The organism is Nocardia sp. NPDC005825 (assembly GCF_040630175.1).
Taxonomy (GTDB): domain Bacteria; phylum Actinomycetota; class Actinomycetes; order Mycobacteriales; family Mycobacteriaceae; genus Nocardia.
The window spans coordinates 119317-134073 of record NZ_JBEXXC010000010.1; the positions used below are offsets into that span (position 1 = coordinate 119317).

The 14757-nt window shown below is 69.1% G+C and carries 15 protein-coding genes; 7 read left to right on the forward strand and 8 right to left on the reverse strand.

Annotation, left to right across the window (positions count from 1 at the left end):
* Positions 1-36: 36 nt before the first annotated feature.
* Entirely contained in the window at positions 37-405 is a 369-nt protein-coding gene (locus ABZ382_RS25685; RefSeq protein WP_357093573.1) for a hypothetical protein, read from the reverse strand.
* A gap of 312 nt (positions 406-717) precedes the next feature.
* On the opposite strand from ABZ382_RS25685, the gene ABZ382_RS25690 reads away from it, so the two are divergent.
* Positions 718-1086, forward strand: coding sequence for a PASTA domain-containing protein (locus ABZ382_RS25690; protein ID WP_357093575.1), 369 nt, complete (start codon positions 718-720; stop codon positions 1084-1086).
* 76 nt (positions 1087-1162) lie between these two features.
* Here ABZ382_RS25690 and ABZ382_RS25695 read toward each other — a convergent pair whose 3' ends face one another.
* Entirely contained in the window at positions 1163-1876 is a 714-nt protein-coding gene (locus tag ABZ382_RS25695; protein WP_357093578.1) for a hypothetical protein, read from the reverse strand.
* Positions 1877-2000: 124 nt separating this feature from the next.
* On the opposite strand from ABZ382_RS25695, the gene ABZ382_RS25700 reads away from it, so the two are divergent.
* Positions 2001-2567, forward strand: a complete 567-nt coding sequence (locus tag ABZ382_RS25700; RefSeq protein WP_357093580.1) for a hypothetical protein — start codon at positions 2001-2003, stop codon at positions 2565-2567.
* Here ABZ382_RS25700 and ABZ382_RS25705 read toward each other — a convergent pair.
* Entirely contained in the window at positions 2564-3514 is a 951-nt protein-coding gene (locus tag ABZ382_RS25705; protein ID WP_357093583.1) for a LysR family transcriptional regulator, read from the reverse strand. The genes ABZ382_RS25700 and ABZ382_RS25705 overlap by 4 nt on opposite strands.
* 86 nt (positions 3515-3600) lie before the next feature.
* Here ABZ382_RS25705 and ABZ382_RS25710 point away from each other — a divergent pair, with 86 nt between their 5' ends.
* Genes ABZ382_RS25710 through ABZ382_RS25720 form a run of 3 tightly spaced genes read left to right on the forward strand, consistent with a single transcriptional unit; the run spans position 3601 to position 7711 of the window.
* Positions 3601-4980 carry an MFS transporter gene (locus tag ABZ382_RS25710; protein ID WP_357093586.1) on the forward strand — a complete coding sequence of 460 codons (1380 nt, stop codon included), beginning with the start codon at positions 3601-3603 and terminating at the stop codon, positions 4978-4980.
* Positions 4977-5741, forward strand: a complete 765-nt coding sequence (locus ABZ382_RS25715; RefSeq protein WP_357093588.1) for a 3-hydroxybutyrate dehydrogenase — start codon at positions 4977-4979, stop codon at positions 5739-5741. Before ABZ382_RS25710 ends, ABZ382_RS25715 begins: the two co-directional genes overlap by 4 nt.
* Complete coding sequence (locus tag ABZ382_RS25720) at positions 5738-7711, forward strand: acetoacetate--CoA ligase (protein ID WP_357093591.1); 1974 nt, start codon at positions 5738-5740, stop codon at positions 7709-7711. The genes ABZ382_RS25715 and ABZ382_RS25720 overlap by 4 nt, the downstream gene beginning before the upstream one ends.
* 9 nt (positions 7712-7720) lie before the next feature.
* On the opposite strand, the gene ABZ382_RS25725 is transcribed toward ABZ382_RS25720, so the two are convergent.
* Complete coding sequence (locus ABZ382_RS25725; protein ID WP_357093594.1) at positions 7721-8728, reverse strand: YihY/virulence factor BrkB family protein; 1008 nt, start codon at positions 8726-8728, stop codon at positions 7721-7723.
* Between the two features lie 122 nt (positions 8729-8850).
* Between ABZ382_RS25725 and ABZ382_RS25730 the strand changes: the two genes are divergently transcribed.
* The gene (locus ABZ382_RS25730) at positions 8851-10563 is read left to right on the forward strand and encodes a DEAD/DEAH box helicase (RefSeq protein ID WP_357093597.1); all 1713 of its coding nucleotides are present in this window, start codon (positions 8851-8853) and stop codon (positions 10561-10563) included.
* 102 nt (positions 10564-10665) lie between these two features.
* On the opposite strand, the gene ABZ382_RS25735 is transcribed toward ABZ382_RS25730, so the two are convergent.
* Both ABZ382_RS25735 and ABZ382_RS25740 read right to left on the reverse strand, forming a co-directional pair.
* Positions 10666-10965 (reverse strand): DUF1905 domain-containing protein, encoded by a 300-nt coding sequence (locus ABZ382_RS25735; RefSeq protein WP_357093600.1) that lies wholly within the window; start codon positions 10963-10965, stop codon positions 10666-10668.
* A 43-nt stretch (positions 10966-11008) separates the two neighbouring features.
* Entirely contained in the window at positions 11009-11776 is a 768-nt protein-coding gene (locus tag ABZ382_RS25740) for a helix-turn-helix transcriptional regulator (RefSeq protein WP_357093603.1), read from the reverse strand.
* Positions 11777-11831: 55 nt separating this feature from the next.
* On the opposite strand from ABZ382_RS25740, the gene ABZ382_RS25745 reads away from it, so the two are divergent.
* Positions 11832-12401: a class I SAM-dependent methyltransferase gene (locus ABZ382_RS25745; RefSeq protein ID WP_357093606.1), complete on the forward strand. Its 570-nt coding sequence runs from the start codon at positions 11832-11834 to the stop codon at positions 12399-12401.
* Between the two features lie 25 nt (positions 12402-12426).
* Here the strand turns inward: ABZ382_RS25745 and ABZ382_RS25750 are convergent, their stop codons facing one another.
* Positions 12427-12975, reverse strand: a complete 549-nt coding sequence (locus ABZ382_RS25750) for a hypothetical protein (protein WP_357093609.1) — start codon at positions 12973-12975, stop codon at positions 12427-12429.
* 1 nt (position 12976) lies between these two features.
* Positions 12977-14710 carry a DEAD/DEAH box helicase gene (locus ABZ382_RS25755; protein ID WP_357094089.1) on the reverse strand — a complete coding sequence of 578 codons (1734 nt, stop codon included), beginning with the start codon at positions 14708-14710 and terminating at the stop codon, positions 12977-12979.
* Between the last annotated feature and the right edge of the window lie 47 nt (positions 14711-14757).

Genomic DNA, 14757 nt, shown 5'->3' on the forward strand with positions numbered 1-14757 from the left:
TGTAGTCCGCGGCGCGGCGAGGCGGAACCGCCGGACTCAGCAGTCGGAGACGATGGGCCAGATCGAGCCGACATTGGACCGCGAGACCCAGCCCTTGTGGCCCGCGCTGTTCTTGATGTAGACCCAGAGGTTGCCCGCGTTGTTCTTCTCGGTGCACACCACCTTGATCGCGGAGCCCTCGGCCACGGTGTACCCGGTGTGGTCGCAGCTCGAGGAGTTGCCGGTGTACAGGTTGTAGGTGTTGTACGGGCCGTCCATCACCGAATCGCCGTAGATCGCGTGGCCCACATCGCTCGGGTACCAGTTGCACGCCTGCCCGGCCTGCGCGGCGGGCGCGCCGGCGAACACCGACAGACCCGTCGATCCGATCGTCACCGCTGCCGCCAGCAGAAGTCTCGCCTTCATCACAGTTCCTTTCCCTTCCCGGGCACGACATTCCGTGCGCGAGTCAGGAGAACGTAAGTGGCGCAGACCTTTTGGCTCAATGAGATCGGGCTGGCAACTTGTTGCCTCTAGTCGCGGTCGTCCTCGCCCAGCAGCTCGTCCTGGACAACCTCGAGCATGCACGTGTTGTTGTCGAGCAACCCCAGCAGCTCGTCCAGTCGGTCATTCTTCATCCAGCAATCGTCCCGCCCCCGCCTCCCGGAGACAAGGCTTGGGGCGGCGAAGAGAATCGGATAAGTTCGTTCGGAAGAGCTTCATACAGGGGGAGATTCAATGCGCGGGATGATCGCGCCGTGCCTGTTCACAGTGGGCGTAACGCTCGCGGCCCTCACGGTATCCGGTTGTGATCCGCAGAACCCTGCGCCGGTGACGACCTCGAGCTCCTCGGCTGCTTCCGGCGCCCTGGTCCCCGACGTCTCGGGCCAGACAACTGGAAAGGCGAAGAACGTACTCGAAGCCGCCGGATTCACCGTGAAATTCGTGAACGGAACCGGGCGTGCGCCGAACGGCTCGGAATGCATTGTGAGCACCCAGGATCCGAAAGCGGGGACCCGGGCGACGACAGGCGCGACGGTGACCCTCCGCACGAGTGGCATTCTGCCGCCGCACAGTCAACCGGGAGATCCGGGCGCTACCTGCTGACTCCGGGGCCGCCCGATGTACGCCGGCGGGTAGGTGCTCGGCCGGATCCTGGCGCGGCCGACGCTGACCGGAGCCGTCAGGCGGGAATCCGCTGGGCGACGGCGGCCGCGACGGCGGCCGCGTCCCCATCGGCCAGTTCGATCTCGATGACCGCGTCGCCGACGACGCGGATCGCGCAGTTCCATTGGCGGTCGACGATATTCGGGTTCCGATCGTGGAAGGTCCACTCGGCGGAGTTCGTGTCGAGATGGACATTGTCGACGAGATAGGTTTCGCCGGGTGCGCCGGTGGTGGTGATCGTGGCGCCCTGGCACGTACGCAGGGCGCTGGTGATCGTCGCGAGGGCGGTGGTGACCGGGGCGGGATAGAGGGCCACGGCCTCGTAGCTGGAGGTGTTCTGCCTCTCGCCCTTGTCGATTTGCCGCTTGCGGTACGCGGTGTAATCCGAGCCGAACACCTTGGCCGAGCCGGTGCCCACCAACACCGCGCAGGCGGCGGGCTGAAGCGCGGACGAGTCCGAGGTCGGAGCGGTCTGCTGGTCCTTGGCGTAGTCGGCCGCGGCGGCGGCGTAGTCGGCGTTGTCCTTGGTCTTTGTCGCGGCGGAATGGGTGATCACGTCGACATCCTTGGGCGACAGTACGAGTGCGTCGATAGCGGGGTGCCCGCTCGCGGCGGGCTGATCCGGCCCGCAGCCCGCGAGAACCAGACCCGCGGTGACAATCGCGGCGATCGCGACCGTCGCTTTCTGTTTCTCGATCCTGGACCCCGAACCCACCCCGCCGTTGATCATGGTGTGCAAAATATGCCTGGCCGATCCGCGGTGCAAGCCGGAAACTTCAGGATCGGGAGGCCATTGCGCGGCCCCGCTCTCGGCCGGCGAACCGGATTCGCGTCGGCGGCCCTACAATTCGCGCGTGAGTCTCACTGTGCTCGACCTCGTCGGCTATATCGATCGCGACCTCGACAACGACCTCGCCCGCTGGTTCCCGGAGGCGGAACCCGTGCTGATCCCCGGCGAATCCCGGCCGGTCGCACCGTTTCTCGCGCGTCTGGACGATGAGCACGCGGCCGCGCTGGCCGCCTTCGACGACCGCGTCCGCTCCGGGCGGATGCCGCAATTCCTCGACATCTTCGACTGGTCCTACGCCTTCGACTTCGCCGGAAACGATTGCGGCCTGCTCGATTCCGACTACGAGACCGAACTGACCGACGACGACGTCTACTCCATCGGCGCGGACGGCGGCGGCAATCTGTTCGTCGTCCTCACCAATGGTCAAGTGGCCGTGTGGTTTCACGAGGAAGAAGTTGTCGAAGGCGGCACCCGCTTCGACAGCCTCGACGTCTTCGTCTGGTCCTTCGTTCGCTATCGCGCCGTGCGATCCGGGGCACTCGAACGCTCGGCAGTGGAGGCGGACTTCCTGGCGTTGGGCCAGGACGGTGCGCTCGAGCCCGAACTCGGGCTGTTGCGCCTGATGCGCTAGCCGATGGCGCCCAGCAGGGCGTCGGCCTCCGCGCGCACCCGGGTGCGCAGCGCCTCGACCACCGCGGCCACCTCGGGGCGGCGCAGCGTCTCGGCGCGGGAGACCAGCCAGTAGGCCAGACGCACGCCGACCTGGTCGGGCAATACACGCACCAGGTCGGCGTGGCGGTCGGCCATGAAGCAGGGCAGCAGGCCCAGGCCCGCGGCCGCCCGGGTCGCCTCCACGTGCACGAAGACATTGGTGGACGAGATGGATTCGCGCATGGCCGGGGCGAATCCGGGGGCCAGGTCGAGATCGTCGACCTGGAGCATGGACTCGATGAAGTAGACCAGAGGATGGCGCGGCAGGTCCCCCGCGGAGGTGGGGACACCGTGCTCGGCCAGGTAGGCGCGGGACCCGTAGAGGCCCAGGACGTAATCGCCCAGCCGCAGCGCCTGGGCCCGGCGCACTCGGGGCTCGCCGACCACGATCTCGAGATCCACACCCGAGCGCTGTAGCGAGGCGCGCCTGGTTCCGGTGACGATCTCCGCGCTCACCCCGGGGTGCCGCCGCTGGACCTCGGCGATCGCCGGGGCGGCCAGGTAGGCGCTGAATCCGTCGGTGGCGGACAGGCGGACCACGCCTTCCAGGGTGCGCTCGCCTCGCGCGGCGGTCAGGGACTTGACCGCGGTTTCAACGGATTCCGCGGCGCGCAGGGCCTCGCGGCCCAGGTCGGTGAGCTCCCATCCGCCCGCGCCGCGGTCCAGCACCCGGCCGCCGAGCGCGCGTTCGAGTGCGGCGATGCGGCGCGAGATCGTCGTGTGGTTGATGCCGAGTTCGTCGGCGGCGGACACGTATCGGCCGCTGCGCCCGACTGCCAGCAGGACCAGGAGGTCGTCGGGACTCGGGGTGGCGGAGGTCACGCTCATTTCTGCAGTTTTGCAGATGTTGGTTGCGAAAGTGGTCATTGCGGGGGTTCTCGATGTGCACGAATACTCGTCCTCACGATTGTGGGCCGTGTCACAACCCGGCCTGTTGGTGAAGGAGATCAGGCATGAGCGTCCGAGAGTCGGTGCGGCAGGCGGCCACCGGGCCCGCCGCACTGCGGAGGGTGGTGGCGGCCTCCATGGCCGGCACCGTTGTCGAGTGGTACGAGTTCTTCCTGTACGGCACGGCAGCGACACTGGTGTTCAACAAGGTGTTCTTCGCCAAGGGGACCAGCGATCTGGACGCCATCCTGGCCGCGTTCGTCACCTACGCGGTCGGCTTCGCGGCGCGGCCGATCGGCGGAATCGTGTTCGGGCACTTCGGCGATCGGCACGGCCGCAAGAAGCTGCTGCAGCTGAGCCTGGTCCTCGTCGGCGCGGCCACCTTCCTGATGGGCTGCCTGCCGACTTTCGGGCAGGTCGGCTATCTGGCACCGATACTCCTGGTGACGCTGCGGTTCATCCAGGGCTTCGCCATCGGTGGCGAGTGGGGCGGCGCGGTGCTGCTGGTGGCCGAACACAGCCCCAGTCGCGGTCGCGCGTTCTGGTCGTCGTGGCCGCAGGCGGCGGTGCCGATCGGAAACATGATCGCCACCGTCGTGCTGCTGGCGCTGACCTCCACCCTGTCGGACGCCGCATTCCTGTCCTGGGGCTGGCGGGTCGCCTTCTGGCTCTCGGCGGTGGTGGTGCTGATCGGCTACTACGTGCGCAGCAAGATCACCGACGCGCCCATCTTCCTTGCGGCGCAACGCCAGGCGGAGCAGGAGAAGGCCGCCTCGTTCAGCGCCCTCGAGGTGCTGAAGCGGTATCCGCGTGGCGTGTTCACCGCCATGGGCCTGCGTTTCGGCGAGAACATCATGTACTACCTGGTCGTCACCTTCTCGATCACGTACCTCAAAGTGCATGTCGGCGTGAACACCAAGGTGATCCTGTGGTGGCTGCTGGCCGCGCATGCCGTGCATTTCGCGGTCATCCCGCTGGCCGGGCGGCTCAGCGACCGTTACGGCCGCAAACCCATCTACCTCATCGGCGCGCTGGCGGCGGGAACCTGGGGCTTCTTCGGCTTCGCGATGATGGATTCCGAGCACAATGTCCTCATCCTGCTGGCCATCATCATCGGACTGGTGTTCCACGCCTTCATGTACGCGGCCCAGCCGGCGATCATGGCCGAGATGTTCCCCACCCGCATGCGGTATTCCGGTGTATCGCTGGGCTATCAGGTGACCTCCATCGTGGCCGGATCGGTGGCGCCGATCATCGCGGTGAAGCTGCTCGACGTCTACAAGTCCTCGGTGCCGATCGCGGTGTACCTGGCCGCGGCCGCCGCCGTGACCGTGGTCGCGGTGCTCTGCGCCCGCGAGACCAAGGGGCTGGACCTCGAGGCCGTCGACCGGGCCGACGCGGAAAGCCTCGCGGCGCAGCCTGATCCGAAGCCGGTGAACGCATGAACTCCGGCCGCGACCTGGGCGATCTGCACGGGCGGACGGCGCTCGTCACCGGAGGCGGCAGCGGGATCGGCGCGGCGTGCGCGCGTGAACTGTCCCTTCTCGGCGCGACGGTGACAGTCGCCGACATCGACGGCATCGCGGCCAAGACGATCGCCACCGAGATCGGCGGCACCGCATGGGAAGTCGACCTGTGCGACGTCGCCGCGCTGGAGAATCTGGAACTGGATATCGACATCCTGGTCAACAATGCCGGTGTCCAGACCGTCGCTCCCATCACCGAATTCCCGCCCGAGCGGTTCCGGACCATGCTCGCGCTCATGGTGGAAGCGCCGTTCCTGCTCACCCGCGCAGCGCTGCCGCACATGCAGCGGCAGCGGTTCGGGCGGATCGTGAACGTCTCCTCGGTGCACGGTCTGCGCGCGTCGGCCTTCAAGTCCGCCTACGTGACGGCCAAGCACGCCCTCGAGGGCCTGTCCAAGGTGACCGCGCTCGAAGGCGGGCCGTTCGGGATCACCAGCAATTGCGTCGATCCGGGATATGTGCGAACTCCCTTGGTGGACAAACAGATCGCCGATCAGGCCAAGGCGCACGGGATCCCCGAGCAGGAGGTGGTGGAGACGATCATGCTCACCGAGAGCGCGATCAAGCGACTGGTCGAGCCGGAGGAGGTGGCCTCGCTGGTCGGCTGGCTCACCTCCGGCAGGGCCGGGATGGTGACCGGCGCCTCCTACACCATGGATGGCGGGTGGAGCGCGCGATGACCGGGATCTTCACTCCCGCGGCGGCCGGCGCCGAGCCGCAGTGGACACCGACCGTCGAGGACATCGAAGGCGCGCGGCTCACCCGGTTCGCGCGCTTCGTGACCGCGCGCACCGGCGTTCCGATGCCCGACTATCGGACGCTGTGGCAGTGGTCGGTCGACGATGTGCCCGGCTTCTGGCGTGCGGTGTGGGAGTTCTTCGAACTCGGCGCGGCGCCCGGCGAGGTGCTGGCCGACGACTCCATGCCGGGCGCGCGCTGGTTCCCCGGCATGCGGGTCAACTACGTCGACCAGGTGGTGCGGCAGGCGCGCGCCGACCGCCCCGCCATCGTCGCGCTGCACGAGGACGAGTCGCCGCGCGAGGTGTCCTGGTCCGAATTGCTCACGCGGACAGCTGCACTGGCGCGGTCACTGCGGACGCTGGGGGTCGGGCCCGGCGACCGGGTGGCCGGCTACCTGACCGATATCCCCGAGGCCGTGATCGCCTTCCTCGCGACCGCGAGCATCGGCGCGATCTGGAGCGTCTGCGGCCAGGACTACTCGGCACAGGCCGCCCTGGACCGGCTCGGTCAACTGGAACCGACGGTGCTGATCACCGCCGACGGCTATCGGTACGGCGGCCGCACACACGATCGGCGCGAGGAGATCGCCGTGCTGCGCGCGGGATTGCCGAGCCTGCGCGCAACGGTGGCGGTGCCGCGGCTCGGGCTCCCCGTCGACGGTGCCCTGACCTGGGACAGCGTCTCCTCGACGGAGTACGCGGGCCGTGGAATCGAGACGGCGGCAGTGGATTTCGATCATCCACTGTGGGTCCTGTACTCCTCGGGCACCACCGGCAAGCCGAAGGGGATCGTGCACGGGCACGGCGGGGTGCTGCTCGAACACCTGAAAGCCCTGTCGCTGCACGCCGATATCGGGCCGGAGGACACCTTCTTCTGGTACACCAGTCCGTCCTGGATGATGTGGAACTACCAGGTCGCCGGCCTGCTGGTCGGCGCCACCATCGTCTGCTACGACGGCAGCCCGGCCTACCCGGGGCCGGACGGGGTGTGGCAGTGGGCGGCTCGGACGCGGGCGACCGTGGTCGGAACCAGCCCCGGCTACCTGCTCGCCTGCGCCAAGGCCGGTGTGGTGCCGCGCCGTGACCACGACCTGTCGGCGCTGCGGTCGGTGGGCGTCACCGGTGCAGCCCTGCCGCCGGCGTCGTCACTGTGGTTGCGCGACAACGTGGGTGAACGCGTGGCGGTGTCCTCCATCAGCGGCGGCACCGATGTGGTGTCGGCCTTCGCCGGCGGCGTGCGCACGGTGCCGGTCTGGCCGGGAGAGCTGTCCGCGCCGTATCTCGGTGTGGCGCTGGACGCCTGGGACGAACACGGTCGTCCGGTGCGTGGCGAGGTCGGTGAACTGGTCATCACCGAGCCCATGCCGTCGATGCCGCTGCGCTTCTGGAACGACCCTGACGGCGTCCGATACCGCGAGGCATACTTCGACACCTACCCCGGAGTCTGGCGGCACGGCGACTGGATCACCCGCACCGAGCGCGGCAGCGTACTCGTGCACGGCCGCTCGGATTCCACCCTGAACCGCAACGGTATTCGCATGGGCAGCGCTGACATCTACCAGGCCGTGCACCACCTGACCGAGATCGCCGACGCGCTGGTGCTGGGCATCGAGCAGCCCGGCGGTGGCTACTGGATGCCGCTGTTCGTCGTGCTGGCCGACGACGTCGAGCTGACCGACGCGGTGCGCGGGCGCGTGAACGCGGCCATCCGCAGCGAACTCTCGTCCCGGCACGTGCCCGACGAGATCATCGCCGCACCGGGAATCCCGTACACCCGGACCGGCAAGAAGCTCGAGGTCCCGCTGAAGAAGCTGTTCCAGGGCGGCGATCCCGCCGAGGTCGTCGCCCGCGGAGCCGTCGATCGCCCCGAATTGCTCGACTGGTTCGCCGCGCAGCGGCGCTGCACCTAGCCGGGGTGTTCACCCGCCGACCGCGCTGCTCGCCTCCGGCTCCTCGGGCTTGCGGGACTGCCACCAGTGCCGCAGCTGGTCGATGCGGGTGGCGCGGGCGGGCCAGAACTCTTCGACGCTGGCATTGAACTCCGCGCCCAGAATGATCGCGAAACCCAGGAAGAAGGTGAACAGCAGGAACGCGATCGGGGTGGCCAGCGCACCGTAGGAGATGCCGGTGCGGGTGACCCACGCCAGGTAGCGGCGCAGGCCCTCGCTGGCGGCCATGAAGAAGACGCCCGCGACCAGTGCGCCGCCGAACAGTCGATGCCACGGGAGCGTGCGGTGCAGGGCCATCTTGTAGAGGAACGTCAATCCGACGATGAGCAGCAGACCGGTGCCCGGGTAGTAGAAGGCGTCGATCAGGCGCAGGCCCGGTTCGCGCCAGCCGTGCGGGAGGACCCGGCCCATGAGGGTCGGGCCCAGCGCGATCAGCGGCAGGATCAGCACCGCCACGATCAGGAAGCCGACATAGAGCAGCAGCGCGAAGATTCGCTGCCAGACCGGGTGGCGCGCGGTGGCCTGGCCGTGCGCGGCGGTGATCGCGTCGACGAAGGTCGCCATGGCCGAGGATCCGGCCCACAGCGACAGCACGAAGCCCACCGACACCACCCCGCCGTGCCCGCGTTGCAGCACGTCGTTCACGGTCGGCTGGACCAGGGTGTCGACCACGCTGGGACTGAACGCCTTCCGCGCGAAGGCCACGATCTTGGACTGCACGATGTTCACCGTGTTCGGCCCGAACCAGTGCCCGACGTAGCCGAGACTGCCGAGGAGACCCAGCAGCAGCGGGGCCAGCGACAGCGTCTGCCAGAAGGCGGCCGCCGCCGATTTGGCGAAGATGGCGTCGCTCCACGCCTTGGCCGCGACATGCGTGACGAGCTGCCGGACGCGGCCCCAGCGGGTGTCGGCGAGCACGACGGGGGCGCCGGGCGGGGACGCGTCGGCGTGTTGCGAAGATTCGTCGTGCGCGTTCATCGTGGCCTAAGCATCGCCTACCAGGGCTTCGAATGGGATGGGACCCGCAATGTGTCGTGCGGCACTCGAAGGGGCTGTGTCGGATTGGAAAGCAGTCGGTCGCACTCGCTAATCTCTTCCGAGTGACTTCGGGTGGTGGCGGTTCGCTACGTGCATGGCAACGCAGGGCGCTGACGAAGTATCTGACTGCCAAGCCACGGGACTTCCTCGCCGTCGCGACACCCGGCGCGGGTAAGACGACCTTCGCGTTGCGGGTGGCCGCCGAGCTGCTCAACGACCGTACGGTCGACCAGGTGACGGTGGTCGCGCCCACCGAGCACCTCAAGCACCAGTGGGCGGCCTCGGCCGCGCGCACCGGTATCCAGCTGGATTCGAACTTCTCCAACTCGACCGGTTCCACCTCGTCGGACTATCACGGCGTGGTCGTCACCTACGCGCAGATCGCGTCGCACCCTTTCAAGCACCGGGTGCGCACCGAGAACCGCAAGACGCTGGTGATCATGGACGAGATCCATCACGCCGGCGACGCCAAGAGCTGGGGTGAGGCGGTCGAGGAGGCGTTCAGCGACGCCACCCGCCGCCTGCACCTGACCGGTACCCCGTTCCGCAGCGACGACTCGAAGATCCCGTTCATCACCTACGAGGCCGACGAGTCAGGGTTCGAGAAGTCGCGCGCCGATCACACCTACGGCTACTCCGAGGCGCTCGCCGACGGCGTCGTCAGACCGGTGGTGTTCCTCGCCTACTCCGGCGAGGCGCACTGGCGGGACAGCGCGGGCGAGGAGTACTCGGCGCGACTGGGTGAACCGCTGAACGCGGAACAGACCGCGCGGGCCTGGCGTACCGCCCTGGACCCGGCCGGCGACTGGATGTCGAAGGTGCTCACCGCGGCCGACACCCGGCTGCGGCAGCTGCGCGCCACCGGCATGCCCGACGCGGGCGGCCTGGTGATCGCCACCGACCAGGAGAAGGCGCGCGACTACGCCGAACTGCTGGAACACATCTCGGGCACCAAACCGACCATCGTGTTGTCCGACGATCCGGACTCCTCGGACCGCATCGGCGAGTTCAGCAACAACACCGACCCGTGGATGGTCGCGGTGCGCATGGTGTCCGAGGGCGTCGACGTGCCGCGGCTCGCGGTCGGCGTGTACGCCACCAGCGCCTCCACCCCGCTGTACTTCGCGCAGGCCATCGGCCGTTTCGTGCGTGCCCGCAAGGCCGGTGAGACCGCGAGCGTGTTCCTGCCGTCGGTGCCGGTGCTGCTGGACCTGGCCGCGCAGCTGGAACTGCAGCGCGATCACGTCATCGGCAAACCGCACCGCGAGGCCGATGGTCTCGAGGACGAACTGCTCATCGACGCCAACAAGCAGAAGGACGAGCCGGGCGAGGAGGAGAAGAAGTTCATCGCCCTCGCCGCCGACGCCGAACTCGACCAGGTCATCTACGACGGCGACTCCTTCGGCACGGCCACCTTCTCCGGCAGCGACGAGGAGGCCGACTACCTCGGCATCCCGGGTCTGCTCGACGCCGACCAGATGCGCGCGCTGCTGCGCGAACGCCAGTCCCGCCAACTCCAGGACCGCAGCGCCGCCGCCGAGGCCCGCCCGTCCGGGGCCGGTGTGGAGGCGGCCGCCGAACGCGCCGCCACCGCCGACCGCCTGGGTGAATTGCGCCGCGAACTCAACAGCCTGGTCGCCATGCACCACCACCGCACCGGCAAACCGCACGGCGTGATCCACGGCGACCTGCGCCGCGAATGCGGCGGCCCGCCGACCGCGCTGGCCACCGCCGACCAGCTGTCACAGCGGATCGCGGCACTGCGACGGGTGTGAGCCGGGGGCGCGCTCGGTGCTGACGGGAATGCTGTCGGCGACCGCGGCGCGCCCGCGTGCGCCCGGGATCGACGTGGGCTCGGCTATACGAGCGGCGTGGCCCTAGGCGATCTGTAGTTCGACTTCGACAGGGTCGCCGGCGGCCAGACCCTCGGCCTTCCGCACGGCTTTCTTCATCGGCAGCACATAGGTGCCGCGCTTGCTGTCGGGGAAGATCGAGGTGGACCAGCGGCTGGTTCCGACGGTGACTTTCACCTTCACCGAGCCGAATCCGGCGGCGGTGTGGCCGTAGAGTTCGTCGATCTCGTCGGTGATGGCCTCGGGCAGGCTCACGAAGTGCCACGCGGCCTGGGCTTCCCATTCCCAGAGCTCGGCGGTGAACGTGTACGTGGACTTCGCCATGGCCCGACGATAGCCGCGCGGACCGACAGATTCGGGGTTCGGGTCAGCGGGTGAAGTAGCGGGCGGGGGAGACGCCGACCTCGCGGTGGAAGGCGGCCACGTAGGCGCTCGGGGTGGAATACCCGACGCGGGCCGCGATCCGGGCGACCGGCAGACCCGAGGCCAGCAGCGGCAGCGAGGCGGCCAGGCGGAGCTGGGTCCGCCACTGGCCGAAGGTGATTCCGGTCTCGGCGAGGAAGCCCCGGGCCAGGGTGCGCGGGCTGGTGGCGACCGTCTCCGCGAGTTCGGCCAGGGTGCGCTGGTCAGCCGGGTCGGCGCGCAGTAGTTCGGCGACGCGGCGGGTGCGCGGCTCCTCGGGGGCGCGTGCGCCGATCGGGATCACCTCCACCGGATCGAGCAGGTCGAAGACGACCGCCTCGGTGCGCTCGCGCTGGGCGTCGGTGGTGGTGGTCGCGGTCAGGTGCAGGAACAGTTCGTGCAGGAGCCGATCCACCCGCAGCATCACCGGGTCCGGATAGTGCACCGGCGACCGCTCGGGGGTCAGGAAGATGCCGTGCATGATCGCGCCGTCGAGGGTGCCGGTCCGGTGGACCGTCCCGCCCGGGATCCACAGGGCGCGCGTCGGCGGCAGCACCCAGTGCCCGCCCGGTGTCTCGACGGTCAGCACTCCCTGTGCGGCCCAGGCGATCTGGTGCTGTTCGTGCTCGTGCTCGTCGAACCAGTACCCGGCGGGCAGCGTGCCGAGGCCGAACACCATGGCGGTCGGCCCCGACGGCGGGGCCAGCACCCGGGTCTGACCGTTTGGCGACATAATCTGTCACTGTAGTCTGTCGCGGCCATCCGCATCCCGCCCTAGCGTTATGGCCATGGGGATGAACTACTTTCACCAGCTACTCTGCCGCTCGCGCACCTGGGAACGGGCCAGTGCGAACCAGATCGTGCCGTGGGCGTTGCGGGGCCTCGACCTCGGCGACAACGCCCTCGAGATCGGCCCCGGCTACGGCGCGAACGTCAACACCCTGCGCACCCGCGTCCCCGCCCTCACCGGCCTCGAGATCGACCCGGGTCTGGCCGCCCGTCTGCGCACCCGCAAGGCCGACGAGATCCGGATCATCGAAGGCGACGCCACCGCGATGCCGTTGCCCGACACCGAGTTCAGCTCCGTGGTCAGCTTCACCATGCTCCACCACGTCCCCACGCCCGCCCTCCAGGACGAGCTCTTCGCCGAGGCCTTCCGCGTCCTGCGCCCCGGCGGCGTCTTCGCCGGCAGCGACGGCATCGACCGCCCCGTCTTCCGTCTCATCCACCTCGGCGACACCTGCGTCCCGGTCCCGCCCGAGACGATGCAGACCCGCCTCACCCGTGCCGGTTTCACCGACATCGAAGTCCACAGCGCGGCAACCAACTTCCGTTTCCGCGCCCGTCGCCCCGAGTAGGCCGGAAGACGCGGCGGCTGAAGGCTCAGCCGAAGAACACCGCCGGGTCGAGGGCGTCGATGGGTGTCCAGCGGGGAATCGACACCGGGGTTTCGATGTCGGCGGCGGGCGGGGCGAGGCGGTAGCCCTGGAGATCCAAGGCGAGCCAGGGGTTTTCGTCGATCAGGCGGACGACCGCGTAGCAGCTGGCCAGCATGTGCAGGCAGCGGGCGGTGCGAGCGCGGCAGGAGCAGTCGGTGGCGGCGAGGATCGGGGTGACCGAGATGCCCGCGGCGAGGACCGCGGCGTGCAGGTCGTCGCCGAGGGTGAGGCTGTCGGCGGGAACCACGGCGGCGATGGCGTCGATGGTGGCGCGCGGGAACGAGGTCAGTTCCAGGTGCGTCACCGAGGCTTCGGAGCCGCGGTGGATGTGGGCCCGGACCACGGTGCCCTCGATCTCGGTTCGGACGCCGTTGTTGCGGGCGATGCTGCGGGCGCGGGGGAGCAGCGGCTCGGGTTTGGTGAGGTTCAACGGTTCCGCGAGCCGGACCCAGTCCTTGCCCCAGGCGGTGTATCCGAATTCGTTGTCGGCCATGTCAGTTCCCCCGCTTCCGGCGCAGCAGTTCCAGGAGTCGTTCGTCGTCGAGGCGGGCGAGTTCGGCGACTCCGGCCGCGTCGGTGAGGTCGGTCAGCGCGGACTTGCGGTCGTGCATGCCGGCGATGTGCTCCTCGATGGTGGTGCCCGAGGTGAGGGTGGTGACGGTGACGGTGCGGGTCTGCCCGATGCGGTGCGCGCGATCGGAGGCCTGCGCCTCCACGGCCGGATTCCACCAGCGGTCGTAGTGCACGACGTCGGCGGCCCGGGTGAGGGTCAGGCCGGTGCCCGCGGCGCGCAGGCTCAGCACCAGGATCGGTGGGCCGTCCGGGGATTGGAAGCCGGAGACGATCTCGGCGCGCTGCTCGGCGTTCAGTCCGCCGTGGAAGAACGGCGCCGCCACCCCGAACTCCTCGGCGCAGTGCCGGACCAGCAGCTCGCCGGTCTTGCGGTACTGGGTGAACACCAGTGTGGGGGAGTCGTTGTCGAGATTGCCGGCCAGGATGTCGGAGCAGACGTCGAATTTACCGGAGCGCCCGGCCAATTCGTCCAGGTCGCCGGTGATCAGACCGGGGTGGTTGCACACCTGCTTGAGTTCGGTGAGCACGGCCAGCACCCGGGTGTGGCGTTGCGCGCCGCTGCCGAAGCCCTGGGCCTCGGCGCGTTCCAGCAGCTGGTCGTAGATCCGTTCCTGCTCCGCGGTCAGGTCGCACACCAGGTCGGTGTGGATCTTGGGCGGCAGGGTCGCGGCGACCTGGGTCTTGCGGCGCCCCAACACGATCGGCTCGAGGGCGTCGCGCAAGCGCAGCACCGCACTGGCCGAGCCTTCGCTGATGGGCCGCACGAACCGGCGCCGGAACTGCGCCTTGTGGGTGAACTCGCCGGGCACGACCAGGTTCAGCAGCGCCCACAGTTCGTCGAGGTGGTTCTCCACCGGCGTGCCGGTCAAGGCGATGCGCGCGTCGGCGGGAATCGCCCGCGCCGCCTTGGCGACCTGGGTGCGCGGATTCTTGAGCACCTGCGCCTCGTCGAATACGACGCTCGCCCAGTGCCGCCCGGCCAGGGCCTCGCCGTGCCCGCGCAGGGTCGGGTAGCCGGTGACCACGATGGCGCCCGCGTCGGCGTCCGGGGCGTCGCCGCCGCGCCAGGCCACGGCCCGCAGTCCGGGCGCGAACCGCTCGATCTCATGCGCCCAGTTGCCGACGAGTGATGTCGGACACACCACGAGTTGTGGCCCGTCTGCGGCCTTCCCGAGGAGGTAGCCGATGGCCTGCACGGTCTTGCCGAGGCCCATCTCGTCGGCCAGCACCGCGCCGCCGTGTGTGGCGGTCGTCTCACGCAGCCAGGTGATGCCGCGCGCCTGATACGGCCGCAGCTCGGCCTTCAGTCCGGAACGCAGCTCGGCGCTCAGCGTGACGGTGTCCCGCAGCGCTCGCAGCGTCCGGGCCGCGGACACCACGGCCGTTCCCGTGGCGTTGGGGACGGCGTGGGCGGCCGTGGGCAGGAGGCGCGTCTCGATATCTGTGTCGAGGGCTTCCCGTAACCGGTGTATCGATTCGCCGGGATTGGCGATAGCCAGAGTGCATAACCGTTCCGGTTCCACCAGAGCGCATTCCACGTCGGCGACGCCGATGCCGTCGCGGTCCGGGACGGCAAGGGTGAGGGTCTGCACCTCGCCCAGTTCGCGCGGCGCGCTTCCGGGACCGTGGCCGGTCCACGTCCACAGCGCGACCATATGGCGATCCTGCAGGTAGGTGGCTTGCGAGGTCTGCGGCACCCATC

Bases quoted from the DNA above. Each gene is read 5' to 3' on its own strand.
- ABZ382_RS25695 (WP_357093578.1), bottom strand. From the start codon at position 1,876: ATGATCAACGGCGGGGTGGGTTCGGGGTCCAGGATCGAGAAACAGAAA.
- ABZ382_RS25685 (WP_357093573.1), bottom strand. From the start codon at position 405: ATGAAGGCGAGACTTCTGCTGGCGGCAGCGGTGACGATCGGATCGACG.
- ABZ382_RS25705 (WP_357093583.1), bottom strand. From the start codon at position 3,514: ATGACCACTTTCGCAACCAACATCTGCAAAACTGCAGAAATGAGCGTG.
- ABZ382_RS25720 (WP_357093591.1), top strand. From the start codon at position 5,738: ATGACCGGGATCTTCACTCCCGCGGCGGCCGGCGCCGAGCCGCAGTGG.
- ABZ382_RS25740 (WP_357093603.1), bottom strand. From the start codon at position 11,776: ATGTCGCCAAACGGTCAGACCCGGGTGCTGGCCCCGCCGTCGGGGCCG.
- ABZ382_RS25710 (WP_357093586.1), top strand. From the start codon at position 3,601: ATGAGCGTCCGAGAGTCGGTGCGGCAGGCGGCCACCGGGCCCGCCGCA.
- ABZ382_RS25690 (WP_357093575.1), top strand. From the start codon at position 718: ATGCGCGGGATGATCGCGCCGTGCCTGTTCACAGTGGGCGTAACGCTC.
- ABZ382_RS25755 (WP_357094089.1), bottom strand. From the start codon at position 14,710: ATGGTCGCGCTGTGGACGTGGACCGGCCACGGTCCCGGAAGCGCGCCG.
- ABZ382_RS25725 (WP_357093594.1), bottom strand. From the start codon at position 8,728: ATGAACGCGCACGACGAATCTTCGCAACACGCCGACGCGTCCCCGCCC.
- ABZ382_RS25715 (WP_357093588.1), top strand. From the start codon at position 4,977: ATGAACTCCGGCCGCGACCTGGGCGATCTGCACGGGCGGACGGCGCTC.
- ABZ382_RS25750 (WP_357093609.1), bottom strand. From the start codon at position 12,975: ATGGCCGACAACGAATTCGGATACACCGCCTGGGGCAAGGACTGGGTC.
- ABZ382_RS25745 (WP_357093606.1), top strand. From the start codon at position 11,832: ATGGGGATGAACTACTTTCACCAGCTACTCTGCCGCTCGCGCACCTGG.
- ABZ382_RS25735 (WP_357093600.1), bottom strand. From the start codon at position 10,965: ATGGCGAAGTCCACGTACACGTTCACCGCCGAGCTCTGGGAATGGGAA.